This is a genomic window from Leptospira ainazelensis, assembly GCF_016918785.1.
Classification (GTDB): Bacteria; Spirochaetota; Leptospiria; order Leptospirales; family Leptospiraceae; genus Leptospira; species Leptospira ainazelensis.
This window is the reverse complement of record NZ_JAFFPT010000078.1, coordinates 1-13,927: the sequence shown is the minus strand read 5'-3', so window position 1 is coordinate 13,927 and position 13,927 is coordinate 1. Positions and strand designations below refer to the sequence as shown.

General features: G+C 34.7%; 13 protein-coding genes and 3 pseudogenes. 11 read left to right on the top strand and 5 right to left on the bottom strand.

Features of this window, described 5'->3' with window-relative positions:
- Window positions 1–341 precede the first annotated feature (341 nt).
- From JWG44_RS18660 to JWG44_RS18640, 5 genes are all read left to right on the top strand, one after another.
- Window positions 342–1,205, top strand: coding sequence for an SH3 domain-containing protein (locus JWG44_RS18660; RefSeq protein WP_205276539.1), 864 nt, complete (start codon window positions 342–344; stop codon window positions 1,203–1,205).
- A 266-nt stretch (window positions 1,206–1,471) separates the two neighbouring features.
- A complete protein-coding gene (locus JWG44_RS18655) occupies window positions 1,472–1,864 on the top strand; it encodes a hypothetical protein (protein ID WP_232371742.1) in 393 nt (130 codons plus the stop codon).
- A gap of 54 nt (window positions 1,865–1,918) precedes the next feature.
- Window positions 1,919–2,848 (top strand): WG repeat-containing protein, encoded by a 930-nt coding sequence (locus tag JWG44_RS18650; RefSeq protein ID WP_205276537.1) that lies wholly within the window; start codon window positions 1,919–1,921, stop codon window positions 2,846–2,848.
- Between the two features lie 226 nt (window positions 2,849–3,074).
- On the top strand, window positions 3,075–3,797 hold the full coding sequence (locus tag JWG44_RS18645) for an NADase-type glycan-binding domain-containing protein (RefSeq protein WP_205276535.1): 723 nt from the start codon (window positions 3,075–3,077) through the stop codon (window positions 3,795–3,797).
- A 3-nt stretch (window positions 3,798–3,800) separates the two neighbouring features.
- Window positions 3,801–4,430 (top strand): hypothetical protein, encoded by a 630-nt coding sequence (locus JWG44_RS18640; protein WP_205276534.1) that lies wholly within the window; start codon window positions 3,801–3,803, stop codon window positions 4,428–4,430.
- Window positions 4,431–4,472: 42 nt separating this feature from the next.
- On the opposite strand, the pseudogene JWG44_RS18635 reads toward JWG44_RS18640, so the two are convergent.
- Window positions 4,473–4,859 (bottom strand): annotated as a pseudogene (locus tag JWG44_RS18635) (SH3 domain-containing protein); the annotation flags it as partial.
- Between the two features lie 31 nt (window positions 4,860–4,890).
- Window positions 4,891–5,271: pseudogene (locus JWG44_RS18630) on the bottom strand (DDE-type integrase/transposase/recombinase); the annotation flags it as partial.
- A gap of 47 nt (window positions 5,272–5,318) precedes the next feature.
- Between JWG44_RS18630 and JWG44_RS18625 the strand changes: the two are divergent.
- Both JWG44_RS18625 and JWG44_RS18620 read left to right on the top strand, forming a co-directional pair.
- Window positions 5,319–5,594: a transposase gene (locus tag JWG44_RS18625; RefSeq protein WP_205276533.1), complete on the top strand. Its 276-nt coding sequence runs from the start codon at window positions 5,319–5,321 to the stop codon at window positions 5,592–5,594.
- Window positions 5,591–6,454 carry an IS3 family transposase gene (locus JWG44_RS18620; protein ID WP_232371741.1) on the top strand — a complete coding sequence of 288 codons (864 nt, stop codon included), beginning with the start codon at window positions 5,591–5,593 and terminating at the stop codon, window positions 6,452–6,454. Before JWG44_RS18625 ends, JWG44_RS18620 begins: the two co-directional genes overlap by 4 nt.
- A gap of 19 nt (window positions 6,455–6,473) precedes the next feature.
- On the opposite strand, the pseudogene JWG44_RS18615 reads toward JWG44_RS18620, so the two are convergent.
- The 3 genes and pseudogenes from JWG44_RS18615 to JWG44_RS18605 all read right to left on the bottom strand — a co-directional run.
- Window positions 6,474–7,261: pseudogene (locus JWG44_RS18615) on the bottom strand (IS3 family transposase); the annotation flags it as partial.
- Between the two features lie 49 nt (window positions 7,262–7,310).
- A complete protein-coding gene (locus JWG44_RS18610) occupies window positions 7,311–7,856 on the bottom strand; it encodes an SH3 domain-containing protein (RefSeq protein ID WP_332460811.1) in 546 nt (181 codons plus the stop codon).
- Between the two features lie 2 nt (window positions 7,857–7,858).
- On the bottom strand, window positions 7,859–8,602 hold the full coding sequence (locus JWG44_RS18605) for a hypothetical protein (protein ID WP_332460810.1): 744 nt from the start codon (window positions 8,600–8,602) through the stop codon (window positions 7,859–7,861).
- Between the two features lie 436 nt (window positions 8,603–9,038).
- On the opposite strand from JWG44_RS18605, the gene JWG44_RS18600 reads away from it, so the two are divergent.
- The 4 genes from JWG44_RS18600 to JWG44_RS18585 all read left to right on the top strand — a co-directional run bounded on the left by JWG44_RS18600 (window position 9,039) and on the right by JWG44_RS18585 (window position 13,330).
- Entirely contained in the window at window positions 9,039–9,989 is a 951-nt protein-coding gene (locus JWG44_RS18600; protein ID WP_205276526.1) for a hypothetical protein, read from the top strand.
- A 107-nt stretch (window positions 9,990–10,096) separates the two neighbouring features.
- Window positions 10,097–10,843, top strand: a complete 747-nt coding sequence (locus tag JWG44_RS18595; protein WP_232371740.1) for an SH3 domain-containing protein — start codon at window positions 10,097–10,099, stop codon at window positions 10,841–10,843.
- Window positions 10,844–10,980: 137 nt separating this feature from the next.
- Window positions 10,981–11,811 (top strand): M23 family metallopeptidase, encoded by an 831-nt coding sequence (locus JWG44_RS18590; RefSeq protein ID WP_205276525.1) that lies wholly within the window; start codon window positions 10,981–10,983, stop codon window positions 11,809–11,811.
- Between the two features lie 256 nt (window positions 11,812–12,067).
- A complete protein-coding gene (locus JWG44_RS18585) occupies window positions 12,068–13,330 on the top strand; it encodes a tetratricopeptide repeat protein (protein ID WP_205276524.1) in 1,263 nt (420 codons plus the stop codon).
- Window positions 13,331–13,927: the final 597 nt, after the last annotated feature.

Genomic DNA, 13,927 nt, shown 5'->3' with positions numbered 1-13,927 from the left:
TTAAATCCACAATGTTGCTACTAACATTTCTTTTGTTCATTTCATTGGGGATGGATGTAAAAGAGAAGAATCCGTAAATTTGTAGGAAAATGAAAAGGTCAGCTTGTCAAAAGAAATATATCAATCGGTTACGGAACCATTGAGAAAAAGATTTAGTAGAAATGACTCATATCACAATGGACAAGGAAAGATGACATTAGAAAATTAAGTTCTTTCTTTTTTATAGATGTAAATTGAAATTAGAAATTTCTTTTTAGTCACCCACAAACTTAACATTGCGAGCCTCGTTTAATAAGCATGCTGGCGAATGAAAATATCAAATTAAGAATTAGGATCAAAAAATGTCATTGAATGGAAGAAGAAAAAGCACCTTGATTTTGTTAGTATTGATTACTTTTATAATAAGCTGTAAAAAAACAGAAAGAAATGGAATAGAAAAGACTATTTTTGAACCTGGAACCGTTGTTCGAGTAAATGTTAAACCAGGCTTAGTGGTCCGCACTGAACCATCGGCTAATAGTAAAAAAATATTAGAGATTCCTTTTAATGAAAGTACGCAAATTATCAGTTGTAAAAATACTAATGAAACACTCCTAAATCTTTCTGGTCCATGGTGCCAAATAAAATTCTTAAATAAAGAAGGATGGGTATTCTCGCCTTTTTTGAAATCAGAGTATTCAAGAGAATTAGCGTTCAAAATTTCGTACGGAAAAGCGATACGTGAGCTTCCACTGCCAGAACCTGCACCAATATCAGATAGACTCGTTTTGTATCGAATGTCAGTTCAAGGACATGATATTGGAATAATTCAGTTTGTCCTAGATGAAAAGTCACAGAAGGGGAAAATGAATTCTTGTCGTTATTGGTCGGGTCCACCTAACACTGAAGAATCTAGTCAAAGATATTGTGACAGTTCCGATGCAAGCTACAAAAGAAATAAAAATGATTTATCAATAAATGGAAAACAATACAAGTGGGATGGCAGATTTAAAGGATTCATTTCTTTAGATGACAATTTTGATTGGAAAGAAATATTTGCTCAGGCTTTTGACGGGAAACCGCATCCTGAAGGAGACTATAATGCTTGGGTATTAGAGGAGAGTAATTGTCGATTTTTTGAAGGAGAGCCATATGGGGGTGCAGAAGCAAGCTTCTTGTGTGAAAAACTTGGGTTCGACGATTCATGTCAATGTTTCGAGAAATAAAAAACAGCCAGCGTCATCAGACGCCATTCGTTTTAAAAATTTTAGCTATATAAAAAACATTCAATTTTAAGATATTAGGTAAAGGTGGCAATGAGGCTCTTTGTAAGATTAAGTTTATATATTGGTTATCTTGGTTTTAGTTTTAACTGATTTAAATGCAAGTGACAACCAATACCCTGAATTCGAATCAGCACTATCATCACTCTCTGTCTATTTCAAGAATAAATCTTCATACAAACCTGTAAGTCGAATAAAACAAGAAGACGTTGTTTATCAGCACGCTTTTAGTAAAGAAGGTTAGGATTTCGTTATTTCCTAATTCAACAACATATTCTGATGAAAAGAAAAACGAGTATTTATTTCGCACTTCGACAGAGGTTGTAATGCTGAACATTAGCCAACCGAAAGATGGAGAATTGATAGGAAGATTTAGCATGTTTCCACCTGAAGGAGTTAAACCCGAGTATGGAGCTGATTATGGCATGTCAGGTCTAATTGAAGGTAACTCAAACTTCTCAAAAGGTTACAAATATGTACATGTAATTGGACTATGGAAGAAAGGAGTAGGCTTTGCATACATATTCATCTTATTTAATGACCTACAAAAATCGATTCCATTTCCGATGGATTTATTTTACTGTGTAGGGTTTAAAAAGTAAGTATTTACGTCTTATTTTGATTTCTCGCTTTATAATATCTAAGGAAATTAGGCAATGAAAAATATCGTAATAATCTACTTTAGTATTTTGATTTTAACAATGACTTCGTTATTCTCCGAAGAAATTAAAATTGATTGGCTCATTCCGCCTACTTATGAAGAGGGAAGAAAATTTTCGCAAGGCTTAGCCGCTGTAAAAATTAATGGGGAGTTTGGTTTTATTAATACGAAAGGTGATTTTATATTGAATCCAACGTACGAAATAACCACATATTTTTCTGAGGGTTTGGCTCCAGTTTATTCAAAAAATTTTCATGGGTATATAGATAAGCAGGGAAATGAAGTTTTAGATATTAAATTCATGGTCCCATATGAGTTTAATTCCGGTTTGATTCCATTTATGGATGATTCAAATTCATTGTGGGGTTTTAAAAATAAAAGTGGGGAAATTATCGTTACGCCTCAATATGATGATGTATTTGAATTTAGTGAAGGATTGGCTTCGGTATCTTCTAATGGACTTTTTGGATATATTGATATCTATGGAAAACTTAAAATTAAACTAAAATACAAAGTAGCAGGCATTTTCTCTGAAGGGTTGGCGCTTGTAAATGAAAATAGCAAATTTGGCTATATCGATATGAAGGGTGAATTTCAAATTAAGCCTATATTTGACGATGGTTTTAGTTTTAGCGAAGGTTACGCACGTGTATTAAAAAATGGCGAATCTTATTTCATTAACAAAAAAGGATCTAAAGTTTTACATCCGAAATTTGAATGGGTAGGTTTTTTTAGAGATGGTGTAGCAGCATTTCGAGATAAAGGAAAAGAAGGATATATAAATAAGGATGGTAGTATTCTAATTCCGGCAATTTTCGAAGAAGCCGGTACCCAAAGCGAAGGCATTGTTGCCGTAAAGTATAAAGGCAAAGTTGGTTATTTCGAACTGAAAAACTATACGAAACAAAATGATTTTCAAAAGTGATCGATAATTCTATCATACATAGTCTTAATTCTTAGAATTCTTTGGCAAAGGCAAAAGTAATGAACGGTTTCGAAAGGAAGATGCAATAATTTATAAAAACCTAAGAAATGGAGATTATAAGAGGATATAACTATGATCATTAAGAATTTAGAACGTAATTTTTCGTTTAGATTAACATATTATTCAAAAACGATATTTACAAAATAAAAAGTAAAATAGGGGCAAAATGAAAAAAATAATTTTAACTTGTTTGGTTTTATTCGTTTCAATGTATTTAAATGCGGATTCGACAACTTATCATTTCTTGTCGATCAATAAAATTAAGGCTTCTTCAAGCTCGATCTTGACAGAGAAAAGTAAACCAAAAGATTTTTATGATACAATCAAGGCTATGGACGGAAAAGTCGAGACGGCTTGGTGCGAAGGAAAAGATGGTTCTGGAGTGAACGAATATATAGAATTTATACTTCCGCCAACGGATGTAATAGGATTGAACGTCTTAAATGGATTCGGAAAATATAAAGACAAATATTTAAGTAATAATCGAGTTAAGGAAGCGAAAATCTCTATACTTGCCGAAAATGGCACAAAGAAAGAATTTACTTATACTTTCGGTGATAATGCGTGCGGATCAGAGAATGGGGGAGGTAAGATAGAGTCAGCCAAAGATTATTGTAATGAATTTTCAGCGAATACGAGCAAATTCAAAGCCTGCATAAATGATTTTCAAAATCAGTGTATTATGAGTGATTATGATGGAGGAGGAGAACGGATATACTTTAATGATAGGTTGAAGATCGTATATTTTAAATTTGAGATTCTTTCTACGTATCCTGGTTCAAAATACAATGATACATGTATAGCGGAGATTAGTTTTCTTGACTTAAATTTGAGTGACTATGGTCCGGAATACTTTAAAAGGGATCCAAGTATTAAAAAACGATATTAGTATATGTTGTTCAAGGGGCCAATTATCGCGCTCTTCATGCTTCCCTTATTTGACCTAAATTCAATACCAAAATTTAAAGATGAAAAGGTTACATTATTTGTAAGAAAGGATAGAATAATCAACGTTAGAATCGAATTCAATTTTGAAGGGACCCGTGGGTTTAAAGAAAAACTTGTTTTTCCTGAAAATTCGCTTATTAAGTATCGAAACTTTCGCGCATTTTGGAATAATATCGAGTTGGAATGTTCCAGATTGGAACCTCCGATTGGTGGGTATTTTAAATTAGGTGATGACCTTTATTCCTCAATGATTACGTTTAAAGTGGATAGCATGAGACAAATGAATTCCAATCATATCATCAGTTATGATTATGATTTGGTCCGTTGGGAAAACGATAAGTATGACGGTCGTGAAGGAGATTATTTAGAATATATACTTAGAACAGGCTCGCTCTGGGGAGGAAAATTGGAAAATCTTACGATTTCTGTTTCTTTTGAAGAACCCTTATGTTCAAGAATAGAAAAAGTAAATCCAACTTTCCCCGGCGATTGTGTTAACGATTATTTGTGGGAATTTCGCGGTAAGAATATTAAATTGGATAAGAATCTGCAGCTGCATATTAGAGCTGATTAAATTTAGATACTATTACTAGTTCACCCTTTAAATTCTTGCACACTATTTAAAAATTCCTCGTAACTCTGAGTCTGAAGGAATTCCCCCGCCGTCAAGATATTCGTAAACAGTTTTGGTAAATACTTTTGGCTTGGCACATGGACATTCATTAGGACAAGTTTCGCTCCACCCGCTCCTGGCAACTAATGATTTCTTTGTTTTAAATACGAAAGCGACTGTATGGCTTTCCGACCCGCCACCATATTCGTCACCCTCGCCGCCGAAGATAGTAAAGAATGCGGCCTTCTTTGAAATATGAGTAAGCTCACCGTAAGATTCCCGATTCATATCGGTATTGATTGTCTTCCCATTCTTCAATATAAAATTATAGCAATAAGAGTGTAGGTATCCGGCACACGGTTCTTTGCGAGGAGAGATGGATACTACAGAATTAGCCTATTTACGTTTTAGGAGACACTTTTTAAGCAATTCTTTCTTCAAATTCCGTAGGACTCACGTAACCTAAAAAGGAGTGAGACCTTTGTCTATTATAAAATACTTCTATATGATCAAAGAAAGCGCATGTGGCTTCCTCAAGATTATAAAAGACGTTATATTCCATTTCTCTTTTAAGAGAACCAAAGAAGGACTCAGCAACAGCGTTGTCCCAGCAATTTCCTTTTCTGCTATTACTTCTACGGATTTTATTCGCAAACAAAAGCTCGCGAACTTCACGAGAACAATAATTGGATCCTCGGTCAGAATGGAAAATTAAACCCCTTGTTGGATTTCTGGATTCGATAGCCTTCGCGAGCGTGTTACAAACGAGTTCAGAGTCGTTCCTTTTGCTAAGTGAACCTCCGCCGATTTAGTGGACACGGTTATGCAATAGAAAAAGGATCAACAAGCATGACGCGTAAATCTCAATACGATGAAGAATTTCAAAAGAACGCAGTAGACCTCTTGTTAAAAAGCAGCAAGTCCCTAGGTCAATTGGCCCAAGAATTAGGTAGATCGATAAATACCCTAAGAAACTGGAAGAAGAAGTATCTTACAGATGACGGACCGTTCAAAGATGCCCTTCAGGATGAAGTAGCTCGCCTCAAAAAAGAATTAGCGGAAGTGACGGAGGAGAGGGAAATCTTAAAAAAGTCCGTGGCCATCTTCTTGAAACCCCGCAAATGAAATATTCGTATATTGAAAAGAACCGTATTCCTTTTCGAGTTGAGAAGATGTGCAATATACTCGATGTATCTAAGAGCGGTTATTATGATTGGCTAAAGAGACCCGATAGCAAAACATTTAAAGCAAATCAAGAATTGGATAAACATATCCAACGTCTTTATGGAGAGAATGAGAGTCGAGCCGGTTATTTGCGAATTCACAAAGACCTCAGAGCAGAACGAATCCTCGTTTCAAAAAATCGAGTTTACAGAAGAATGCGTATAATGGGTTTAAAAGCCGATCGGAAGCGTTCCTTTCGCCCTGTGACTACTGATTCCAAACACAAGCTTCCGATAGCTCCAAATATTTTGAATCAAGACTTTAAGGTATCAGGTCTGGATAAGATCTGGTTGTCGGATATCACTTATATACCGGTTGGAGGAAAATGGTCTTATCTATTTGCAATCAAGGATCTCTTTAATCGAGAAATCATTGGATGGGAATTAGGACCAACTCTTGAAACTCTCTATCTCCTGAACGCTTTTGAAAAGGCTTTGATTCGAAGGCGATCTCCAAAAGGGATCATATTCCATTCGGATAGAGGAGTTCAATACGCCAGTGAAGACTTTAGAAAAGCGTTAAATACGAATGAGTTCATTCAGAGCATGAGCAGGAAAGGAAACTGCTATGACAATGCTCCGATGGAATCATTCTTCAAAACATTAAAAGTTGAGGAAGTTTACAGAAGAAAATTCAACACAATTAAGGAAGCAAAATATTTTCTGTTTGACTACATCGAAAGATATTACAACAGAAGAAGAAGGCACTCGGCTTTAGGATATCTTAGCCCGGTCGAGTTCAGAGAAAGAATTACTGCATAGCTCTGTCCGTTTTTTCGGGGGAACTCCAAAGAGACCAACCTATTACTTTTCTCGAATACAAGTCCAAGATGACACAAAGATAAAACCAGCCAGTAAAACACTTTATGAATGTGATATCCGATACCCAAGTTCGATTCTTAGATGCTACATGGAAGTTACGTCTTACCAAATCGGGAGCAGTTCGCTCAGAATGATCCGAATCTGTCGTAAATACCCGAAATCGTTTCTCTTGTTTTCCTCGGATATCGCATAATTTCATCACTTTACGAACCTTCCTGGCTCCATAAGGAAGAGAAGCCTTTCGAACTTCATCCAAGAGACGAACTAACCCATAATTCTTTTTGCTTTTGATCCATGTCTCTTGAATGAAATCGACTAAAACGCGATCAACCTTATCGAATTCATTTCTGCAACGTTTTAGGAACTTATAATAATAAGTTCGAGAAACACTCAATACTTCCGCCATGCTTTTAATGGAAAACTCTGAACGATGGCTTTCCATAAACTCTAATCTGGATTTTGTTCCCGAGAAAGCATGGCTGCAAACTTTTTTAGGATAGCATTCTCTTCTTTAAGTTTAAGATTTTCTTTTCGGAGTCTTTTCAGCTCTTCGCTTTCTTTGAGCTGTTTATCTGTCGGGGGATTTTGATCGTCAGACTTTTTCAAGTATTCTGCCTTCCATTGTCGTAGCATAAAATAGCTGACTCCTAATGATTGGGAAACTTCTTTTATTGTAAATGAACCAGAAAGCGTTCGTTTTACTGCCTGTTCTTTAAACTCCGGGGAGTATTTTCCCTTTCTACTCATATTAACCTTTTCCTTATTTGGAGCGAAAAAGGTGTCTACTTTTACGTAACTAGGTTAAATATTCGTCGCGTGCAAGGTAATTTTCAATTTGATATTCATCCGATTTATATTCTCTTCTATCTTTACTTTGGTCGTAGGTTTCAGGCAATTTACTTTCTATCAATGTTTCGAAAATTTTTGTGTGGCTTTTACTGTTACCGAGTTTTAAAGACTTGTTCTTAAAATTGCTAAGATCTCTTTCTACCTTCGCGAGAAATGGGCCAAATGCGTAACCAATCGTTCTTTTATATTCAAGTTTTACCCATTTCCCTTTTTTTTCATCGTTCGTTTCAATTTCTCCCACTTCTTCGAGAACATAGACAATTTTACTTTCCGGAATCGTTAGAATTATTTTTGCTTGAATATTTGGATTTTCACGCAATCGTAGCCCGCCTTCTGCGTTGACTGAAAAATATCCTTTTAGAGATTCTCTTTTTACTTGGATCGTTTCTTTGGATGTGCAATTAAAAGTTGAAATGAGTAATAGAATAATAATCGTAATTTTAGAGTACATTTGTAATTTCCTAATAGTAGTTAGATTTTTAGATGGAACCATTCTTATTCTAAATCTACGAATTGACCGTATATCCAACCGTTACTCCTATGTATCTCTCCGTAACAGTTTATACTCGCTTCGATATAATACCAAGGACTGTTCCAGTTTTCGATTTTACTAAGTTTTTCCGTTTTTCCGATAATTACGATTTTGAATCCTTTTGGTAATCTTACTTGCTTAGGAGATTTAGATAGATCTTCCAAACATTCTTCAGGGGCGAGGTCATAGAAAGGAATTTCTTTCGAGTTAAGATCTGGTTTTGAACGAAAGAATGAGTCAAAATTGATTGTTCCAAGTATATTACCCATTGTTAGGATTTTCTCGTTTTCTATTAAGGCTGGAGTTCCTGGTGGATTAATCGATTTTTTATTATATATCTTTACGGGTCTACTTGACATAATCGATTGCGGGCACTCGATGTATTGCTGGGGTAAATAGCTATTTTCTTCATAGCCGAATATACAATCGAATTCGTGTTCATAATTATTTTCTCCATATGTTTCTTTAAATTGGAGATTTAATTTGTTATCTTTGATAGAGTAAACGCCTCGACCTGATCGAACCGGTTCAGATTCCTCGTGATAGTTAATTTTATTTTCAGCAAGAAATTCTATATAAATTCCATCGGAACTATTCCATTTATCTATACTTAAGAGTATTTGATTCTTTTCGTGATCTGAATCAGGCCAATGATAATCGGGTAGAGAGTTGGAATTTTTTTTACAGTTTCCTAATAACAAAATCACAATGCAAAAAAAGTAAAGTCGCGTTTTAATCATAACCTGTTTGTATTAAGTTTGAGAATCGAAGTTTTAAATTATAATATTTTTACCTTTGTGTTGATGGCGAGCAAATTATGACTTTAGATTTTGTCAAATATTCCGTTCCTATTGTGCTTCATCTATAATTTCCATTGCCATCGCCGAGTAATTGAAATTGCTGATCCTATTGAGATTCCTAATCAGCGTAGGAATCGCCCGATCTCCAAAAGAATTTCGATTACCGAAAAGATAATCACATCTAACAGTGATGGACCATTCCACTTTGGAATGTATTTGCTCTTTAACTTGTCTGTAAAGGGCTGTTGGATATTCAGAAAGCAGGTTTTGTTAGGGGGACGTTCGCTCAAAGAAGAGGGGAAGTTATGGCGAAATTTCGTAAGGGTGTAGTTGAAAAAATTCTATGTCTGGAAACGGATGGATAAGGTATAGTATTGTTAAGGCGACAAGTTACGAAAATATTGGAGAAATAATGAAAAAATTCGTTCCGCTACTCATCTTACTGATATCGATTGATCTCTTTTCCGAAGACCTGATTTCATTCTCGCGTTTTCGACAAGCAGTTCCTTTAGAAAATTCTCCTGACTCAGATTTTAATACAGACGCAAGATTGTCTAAATTTGATGTGTTGGTTAGGGCAGTAGGTCCAATCATTGAAATTCCTAACAATGAGAAATGGATTATTGACTCATTTGGTAACGTACGAATTGAAAAATTTAATTTCAGTGATTATAAATACGAGATCCCATTCCAAAATCGCAAAGAAACACAAAAAATTTGGATAACTCAATCTCAATTTGCAGAACTACAAAAGGAAATAGATTCTAACATTCAATTTAAAGCGACCGTGTTTTTTTACGGAGCTTTCAAAAATAAAAAACGTGTATTCTTGCTTGGATCCCTAAAAAAATCGAATGCACCATTGGATCAAAGTGCATGTTTCTCAGACTCATTGATGGGAATTAAACTCGGATCAAATTACAATGAAACTATAGATTCCATTGAAGATAAATATGGTCCCGCCTATGATACTATGAAGCATAGGAATCAAAATGGGAAAGTTTATATAATAGACAAAGACACGAAAACTGTTCTTTACGTTTATGATGGCGGAGAAGAGGAGGCGGGTAAAGTCTATTCTCTTCAATTAAGCACCTACGGCAATTCGAATCAGGAACTATTCAAGTCAGTCGTTTTTGGGGACAATATTCAAATTGCTTCAAAGAAATTAAACGTTAAGTTGAAAGAACGTAAACAATCTCCAGAAATTGATTTGCTATATTCTGACTTTTCGCAATGTTCATTTGAAACTAAGAACAAAAAAATATTCTCCGTGTTTATTACGGAAGAGTAAGATTTAAGAAAAAGGCCCCACGCCGTATTATTCGATTCCTGCTCGAAAGCAAAACGTCGAGAAATCTACGTAGTTTTATGCATGAATTAGAATTATAGGAATTAAAAATGAGCTACAGAAAAGCTATAAGTTACTTTTTCATATTTATTATTTCGCTAAACTGTAAGATTCCAATGGATGAGCAAGGATACGTTATTGCACCTAAAGGGCTATATCTAAGAGCGAATTCTAAAACTAACTCTGACAAACTAATGCTTATTCCGAAAGACGAGGTGTTTACAATTCTTGCTAAAAGTGAAGTTTATGAAACAATAGAAAATACGAAAGGCACCTGGTGGAAAGTCAAATATTTAAACCAGACGGGATGGATATTTAGTGGCTTTGCTCAAATTCTTGATCAAAGTTTTTATGACAAACGCAACTCATTATATAGAGGTGATGCTATCGTTAAAGAGGAATTCTACAATGAGTTAAGATCTTATTTCAAGAAGACGGGGAAGAACCATTGTCAATTAAATTTTATTTCGGATGGGTTCTTGAGTGGGGATGGGGACGATGTTTTTTACGAAGTTTACACAATTGAAATCAACACCGTCATAGATACAATTGCTATATTGAGTAAGTATAATAGTTTTAGTGTAAGGGTTACAGATATAAAAAGAAATTCTGAAGAAGTTCAAATTTACTACTCGAGCAATAACAACGAAGATAAAAATGCAGTTTCGGTGACGAAATGGTTTCTGGATAGCAAAAGAAAAGAATTTAATTGGGGTAAAAGGGAGCTGGTTCCAATTGGGACGACTTCAAATATAGAGCTGACGAGAAACCAAGTTACGTTTGTAATTCACATTTGAAGTCTTGGTTATACCCGTTTCTTAAATAGATTTTACATTGGACAGCTCCGACTTCTCCGGATGTTTCGGTAGCGAGAATTTCGAGAAATATTTTCTTTTAGGTGTTTTTATTTCAGGTTAACATTGAATAGGTAAAAATGAAAAAGTATTTAATCGTAATACTATTGTTGGCTCAGGCGGAACTGATAAATGGCTCTGATAATAATTATTCTGTACAATTGGATGGTCTTTGGAAACTTAATACAGAATCAGAAAATAGTTATAAAGATAAAAATTATTCACCGATTTATCTTCGGTTTCTTACAAATAAGAGTAATAACAAGTACGCTCTAATTATAAATTCAGTTTATGCAGACTTTATCGCAACTGATTTAAATGTAAGCTGCGATGAGTCATACATCTGTACAATTAAAAATTCGAAAAACTCAGATATTCTAAGGTTACTTGTTAAAAACCCGAAAGCCATAGAAATAAAATATAGTTTATCAGATGGAGAAAATTCACTGATCGAATTGGGGTCACAGTTAGTCCGGATGGAGGATAATGTTCGAGAATTATACGGAAGCGTGGTGCCGATAACTAAAGACACAACTGGGTCCATCTATACAAGAGGACTGAGAATGAAAGTTGAAAAAAGTTCGGATATACCAACTGTGAGTGATGGTGTAATCGCGTTTATTGATAGAAATTCAAGAGGATATGGCGGCGTAGTTATGGTGGATCATGGAAGGGGCGTAAAATCCATTTATGGACCACTTGATTTCATTGAAGTTGAAGAGGGAAATAAAGTTTCCAAAGGTCAAGTTCTTGGAAAAGTCGGAACATCTACAAAATGGCCGATTTCGAACGCTAAAGTTCTATACTATATCATCTTTTCAAATTCAAAATATAATCACCCATTCGATACAACTGCTCAGCTTGAAGATCCTCTGAAATTTGATTGGAGAAAAGTGGAGCGAAAAAGGTAATAACGACGTCTAACGTTGACTCTCGTTTAGTTGGTCGCCATATGTATAGAATGAACAGAACAAAAATTGATTTATGCTCTGGCTCCGTTCGTTTCTTGGATTCAATTCGAGCTTAGAGTGCAAACTTCCCAGGAACGCAAAGGTTGAGAAATATATGCGAACGATATTGAAAATAAAATTGTTAAAGGAAAACATGAAGAATCTATATCTAATACTATTAATATTTTGCTCCACCGCAGTATGCGGAAAAACTAATATGTTTGAAGATCTTTTTCTTGAAGGTAGATATTCAGAGGCGGCTAAGCAAGCTAGGATTAAAGCAAAATCCGAACCCGAATATTATTTGTTAGCGGGGATTGCTCACCAACTTGCAGATGAATATGCAAATTCAAATGCAGCTTTAAATTACTTTAAAAACATGCAAATACCTTTATCTAAAGTAAAGAAAATTGCTGAGATCCAATTTTCAAAAAATAATCATTATCGTAGAGATTTGCTTTTTGGTGTTTCCAGTTTAGTCGGCTTCCCTTTAGATGAAAAAGATTCTTTCTACCACTTCAACGAAGCTTTTACAAAGAATAAGAACGATCCTAATGTCTTAAATTATTTGTCGTTCCTGGAAGCAGGCAATGGTAATTACCTTGCTTCAATCAAGTATGCGGATGATGGACTTAAGTCCCGACCTTCATTTGGCGACCTTTACGGCAATAAGGCATTCGCCCTCTTGAAAATCGGAAAGAAAGAAGAAGCAATTGAGACTCTTTTAGATTGTTTCAAAAATTGTACGGTTATTTCGGATAATGTAATGTATAGCTTCGTTGATCTAACTTGCGCACCTGTGATCAATACCATAACCCCAAATGGACAAATGAGCTTAGTCAAAGTCCCATCTATATCCAATCCTAAAATCTATAATAAGTTATCGGAATTATCAACTACCTCACCTAAAAACTATCTGAAAGTTGCGGGCCATTTCATTGGCATGAAAGAGCATCGTCAATTTAAGAATAAATTAGAGACTATTAAAGTTTCGGAATCATTACAAGATTATTTGTTATATCTAAAATCGATGATTGCATATTATTCAGGGGACTCCGATTATTTTCAGAAAAACATTGTTAAAATAAAGAATTTTAAAGAATTAACATATAAACAAGTTTATGGAATCGGATTCATATTAAGCGAAATGAAGCTGTACGATGAAGCTTTAAAGTTTTACATAAAGTCGTTAGAAATGACTGATGGATTGGATTATGATCAGAGGCTGCCAAATCTATCTAATATAGGGAATATGTATTTGATCAAAAAAGATTATTCGATGGCTGAAAAATACCTTTCTGAGGCCTTGTTACTTTATTCCGATGATTTCATTTCAAATTTGAATATTGGGGTCACCTACTATTGGTTAAATAATAAAAAGTCTTCATTGGAGCACTTAAAAAAAGCGAAAGACCTTATTCCTGATAAAGGGTATTTAGAATATATAGAGCAGTGGATCGCAAAGGCAGAATCGCTTTAGTCTGCGCCTTTCGGCTTCTCACGGTGTTTCGAGATGTAAAGGCGAGAAACTTACATTAGTAGTTGGTATTTATTTAAAGGATTTGATTGCAAATGTTCGATTATTCATCGATTTTTCTTGTTATATTTTTAATTGTCGTAATTGGCTTTTGGTTCTCCTACTTAACAAAATACCAATATTTTAACTTAGATTTTTCTACTGGAATATTACTTCATCAGTCAGTCGTTTTGAAAATGAGTCTTGAATTGATGCCAAATCGTGTTTATGAGTTTAAGAATGGCTTTGTCAAAGTAATTTCGAATAAAATGCTATTCTTAAGAATGAAGCTTCCAACGGAATATGGAACCTTCAGTGTAAAAAACTACAACCCTCTAATTTATGTGACTATCGAACCAGTTAGTAATTTATTTATAATCAAAATTCGATTATCGTGGTATATACTCATCCCGTTCATTTATTTTGTTTTTTTTATATTAAATCAAATTTCGATGACATTAGTAGAGGGGTATTTAAGCTAACTAATTTACTTGTTCCCATTGGGATAATTGTCATATTACTTTATTCAATGAAATTAGTATCGATTTGGCAGATGAAAAA

Coding starts and splice junctions, on each gene's coding strand:
- JWG44_RS18590 (WP_205276525.1), top strand. CDS start 10,981: ATGAAAAAGTATTTAATCGTAATACTATTGTTGGCTCAGGCGGAACTG.
- JWG44_RS18585 (WP_205276524.1), top strand. CDS start 12,068: ATGTTTGAAGATCTTTTTCTTGAAGGTAGATATTCAGAGGCGGCTAAG.
- JWG44_RS18600 (WP_205276526.1), top strand. CDS start 9,039: ATGTCTGGAAACGGATGGATAAGGTATAGTATTGTTAAGGCGACAAGT.
- JWG44_RS18625 (WP_205276533.1), top strand. CDS start 5,319: ATGACGCGTAAATCTCAATACGATGAAGAATTTCAAAAGAACGCAGTA.
- JWG44_RS18650 (WP_205276537.1), top strand. CDS start 1,919: ATGAAAAATATCGTAATAATCTACTTTAGTATTTTGATTTTAACAATG.
- JWG44_RS18610 (WP_332460811.1), bottom strand. CDS start 7,856: ATGGTTCCATCTAAAAATCTAACTACTATTAGGAAATTACAAATGTAC.
- JWG44_RS18595 (WP_232371740.1), top strand. CDS start 10,097: ATGAGCTACAGAAAAGCTATAAGTTACTTTTTCATATTTATTATTTCG.
- JWG44_RS18640 (WP_205276534.1), top strand. CDS start 3,801: ATGTTGTTCAAGGGGCCAATTATCGCGCTCTTCATGCTTCCCTTATTT.
- JWG44_RS18660 (WP_205276539.1), top strand. CDS start 342: ATGTCATTGAATGGAAGAAGAAAAAGCACCTTGATTTTGTTAGTATTG.
- JWG44_RS18645 (WP_205276535.1), top strand. CDS start 3,075: ATGAAAAAAATAATTTTAACTTGTTTGGTTTTATTCGTTTCAATGTAT.
- JWG44_RS18620 (WP_232371741.1), top strand. CDS start 5,591: ATGAAATATTCGTATATTGAAAAGAACCGTATTCCTTTTCGAGTTGAG.